Origin of the sequence: Streptomyces sp. SID5785, from assembly GCF_009870065.1 — a bacterium.
GTDB lineage: Bacteria > Actinomycetota > Actinomycetes > Streptomycetales > Streptomycetaceae > Streptomyces.
Genome location: NZ_WWIA01000605.1, coordinates 1 through 2,978, shown reverse-complemented (window position 1 = coordinate 2,978; position 2,978 = coordinate 1). Strand labels below are relative to the sequence as shown.

5 protein-coding genes and 1 pseudogene are annotated in these 2,978 nt (G+C 74.2%); 1 reads left to right on the top strand and 5 read right to left on the bottom strand.

Annotated elements, in window-relative coordinates:
* A pseudogene (locus GTW43_RS38160) lies at positions 1–120 on the top strand (SGNH/GDSL hydrolase family protein); the annotation flags it as partial.
* A 94-nt stretch (positions 121–214) separates the two neighbouring features.
* On the opposite strand, the gene GTW43_RS19945 reads toward GTW43_RS38160, so the two are convergent.
* The 5 genes from GTW43_RS19945 to GTW43_RS19925 form a co-directional block, all read right to left on the bottom strand.
* Positions 215–1,375, bottom strand: a complete 1,161-nt coding sequence (locus tag GTW43_RS19945) for a DUF6596 domain-containing protein (protein WP_161303378.1) — start codon at positions 1,373–1,375, stop codon at positions 215–217.
* An 8-nt stretch (positions 1,376–1,383) separates the two neighbouring features.
* On the bottom strand, positions 1,384–1,800 hold the full coding sequence (locus tag GTW43_RS19940; protein WP_161303377.1) for a YciI family protein: 417 nt from the start codon (positions 1,798–1,800) through the stop codon (positions 1,384–1,386).
* Positions 1,801–1,928: 128 nt separating this feature from the next.
* Entirely contained in the window at positions 1,929–2,282 is a 354-nt protein-coding gene (locus GTW43_RS19935) for a YciI family protein (protein WP_161303376.1), read from the bottom strand.
* A 52-nt stretch (positions 2,283–2,334) separates the two neighbouring features.
* Positions 2,335–2,730, bottom strand: a complete 396-nt coding sequence (locus GTW43_RS19930; RefSeq protein ID WP_161303375.1) for a VOC family protein — start codon at positions 2,728–2,730, stop codon at positions 2,335–2,337.
* A partial coding sequence (locus GTW43_RS19925; RefSeq protein ID WP_161303374.1) for a helix-turn-helix domain-containing protein occupies positions 2,727–2,978 on the bottom strand: 252 nt, incomplete at its 5' end. The genes GTW43_RS19930 and GTW43_RS19925, both read right to left, overlap by 4 nt.

Genomic DNA, 2,978 nt, shown 5'->3' with positions numbered 1-2,978 from the left:
GCCGGCTCGTTCCTCGGCCCGTGGGCCTGGCGCCGCGTCCGGGGGCGGTCCTCCGGCGACGGCCGGTACGCCAAGCGGCCCGAACCGGCGCCGGTCGACGCGGCCGTCGCCGGGCCCTGACCGGTCTGTCGGGCTCACCGGCGGGGTCGCGACGCGGTCGTCGTGGCGGGCGGCCGACGGCGTCGGGCGGCCGCCACACCGGCCCGAGCCCGCGTCAGGACGCCGGTGTGCCGCGGTCGTTGTCCGTGTTGAGCCGGGCTGCCTGGCGGGTCAGGTAGTCGCGCTCCGGGAGGTTCGGCGCCGCCCGGGCCGCCTCCGCGTACAGCCGGGCCGCGGTCCGCGGGTCGCCATCGCGTTCGTGAAGGTACGCGGCGACCGCGCTGTAGCGGGGCAGCGACGGGTCCAGGGCGGCGAGCGCGGCCAGGCCCGCGCGCGGACCGTCCGCCTCACCGACCGCCACCGCCCGGTTGAGCCGCACGACCGGACTGCCGGTCAGCCGGACCAGTTCGTCGTACCACTCGACGATCTGCACCCAGTCCGTCTCGCACGCCGTCCGGGCGTCCGCGTGCAGCGCCGCCACCGCGGCCTGCGCCTGGAACTCCCCGAGCCGGTCCCGGGACAGCGCCGTCTGCAGGATGCCGATGCCCTCCGCGATCGCCGCCGTGTCCCAGCGGGCGCGGTCCTGCTCCGCCAGCGGCACCAGGCCGCCGTCCGGTGTGGTGCGCGCGGCGCGCCGCGCGTGGTGCAGCAGCATCAGCGCCAGCAGGCCCGACACCTCCGGGTGGTCGATCACCGCCGCGAGCTGCCGGGTCAGCCGGATCGCCTCGGCCGACAGGTCGACGTCCCCCGAGTACCCCTCGTTGAAGACGAGGTAGAGGACGCGCAGCACGGTCGCGACGTCGCCGGGCCGGTCGAACCGCACCCCCGACACCGTCCGCTTGGCGCGGCTGATGCGCTGCGCCATCGTCGCCTCGGGGACCAGACAGGCCCGCGCGATCTGCCGGGTGGTGAGCCCGCCGACGGCCCGCAGCGTGAGCGCGACCGCCGACGACGGCGTCAGCGACGGATGGGCACACAGGAAGTAGAGCTGCAGGGTGTCGTCCGTGCCCGTGGCCGGACCGGGCGGAGGCTCGTCGTCCACCCGGTCCTCGCGCCTGCGGCGCGCCGCCTCGGACCGGGTGGCGTCCAGGAACTTCCGCCAGGCCGCCGTCACCAGCCAGCCCTTCGCGTCGCGCGGCGGATCGGCGGGCCACACGCGCAGCGCCTCGATCAGCGCGTCCTGCACGGCGTCCTCGGCCGCCGCGAAGTCGGCGCCGCGGCGGACGAGGACCCCGAGGACCTCGGGGGTGAGGCTGCGCAGCAGGCGCTCGTCCATCGGATGCGTCACCCGTGGCACGCGTCCACGTCGGGCGTGGCCGCGAGGAACGGGCGCACCTCCAGCCACTCGTGGATCGGCTTGCCGCCCGCGCCCGGGGCGGCGGACAGCTCCCCGGCCAGCTCGACGGCCCGCTCGTAGGTGTCCACGTCGATGATCATCCAGCCGGCGATGAGGTCCTTCGTCTCGGCGAACGGCCCGTCGGTGACCGGCGGCCGGCCCTCGCCGTCGTACCGGACCCAGGCGCCCTCCGGGGCGAGCGCCTGTCCGTCGACGAACTCGCCGGTCTTCTCCAGCCGGTCGGCGAAGTCACGCATGTACTGGATGTGGGCCGCGACCTCCTCCGGCGTCCACCGGTCCATGCTGACGTCGTTGAGCGGGGCAGGGGCGCCGCGGTAGTGCTTCAGGAGCAGGTACTTCGCCATGACGTTCTCCTCGGTTCCGGTGCGGCCGTGGTGGCCGCTTCCACCCCGGGGACGGAGCGGGCCGCGACGTCTCGACATCTCCGGGGGAATTCTTTTCGGGGAATCTTCCCCGGGTGCGCACCGCGGCGTCAGGAGAAGTCGGGCTCCCACACCGTGCGGACCTCGACACTGCCGTGCCGGGCGCCCGGGCAGCGGGCCGCCCAGTCGAGCGCCGCGTCGAGGTCCGGCACGTCGATCAGGTAGTAGCCCCCGACGATCGCCCGGACCGCGGCGGACGGTCCGTCCGTGACGACGCGCTCACCGTCCGCCCGCACGTGCACGACCGCCGCGTTCTCCAGCTCCAGTGCGCTCCCGTCGACCTTCACGCCCGCGTCGGTGAGGGCCTTCTCGAAGGCGGTGACCTCCTCGACGGTGGGCGGGCCGGCCGGCTGCTCCGCGGCGGAGCCGGGCGGCCGGGTGTGGACCAGCAGCAGATACCTCACGATGTGCTCCTCGGGGGAGGGGGCTGAGGGCTGAAGGCCGAGGGCCGTCGTGCTACGGCTTCGGCTCCGTGGACAGCTGGACGAGGTTGCCGCAGGTGTCGTCGAGCACGGCCGTGGTCACCGGGCCCATCTCCAGGGGCTCCTGGGTGAAGTGGACGCCGAGCCCGCGCAGCCGCTCGTACTCGGCGTGCACGTCGTCGACGGCGAACTGGGCGAGCGGGATGCCGTCCTGCACGAGCGCGTCGCGGTACGGCTTGACGGCCGGGTGCCCGGCGGGCTCGAGGAGCAGCTCGGTGCCGCCCGGTTCCTGCGCGGACACGACGGTCAGCCAGCGGTCCTGCCCGCCGATCGGCACGTCGTGCTTCTTCACGAAGCCGAGCACCTCGGTGTAGAAGTGCTCGGCCTTGGCCTGGTCGTCGACGAAGATGCTGGTCAGGTGGATCTTCATGAGGTGTGCTCCTCCGTGGTCGTGCCGGGCACGGGCCACCGCTCGGTGATCTGCCGCAGCGGCGCCGTGTCGAGGTCGTGGTACTTGTAGCGGCCCTCCCGCCGGGTCCCGACGAGCCCCGCGGACTCGAGCACGGCGAGGTGCTGGGAGACCGCCTGACGGGACAGGCCGAGCCCGTGCTTCATGCTCAGCCGCCCGCATATCTCGAAGAGGGTCTGCCCGGACCTCTCCGTGAGCTCGTCGAGGAT

Excerpts from the sequence above, each read along its gene's own strand:
- GTW43_RS19945 (WP_161303378.1), bottom strand. The coding sequence starts at position 1,375 with ATGGACGAGCGCCTGCTGCGCAGCCTCACCCCCGAGGTCCTCGGGGTC.
- GTW43_RS19940 (WP_161303377.1), bottom strand. The coding sequence starts at position 1,800 with ATGGCGAAGTACCTGCTCCTGAAGCACTACCGCGGCGCCCCTGCCCCG.
- GTW43_RS19930 (WP_161303375.1), bottom strand. The coding sequence starts at position 2,730 with ATGAAGATCCACCTGACCAGCATCTTCGTCGACGACCAGGCCAAGGCC.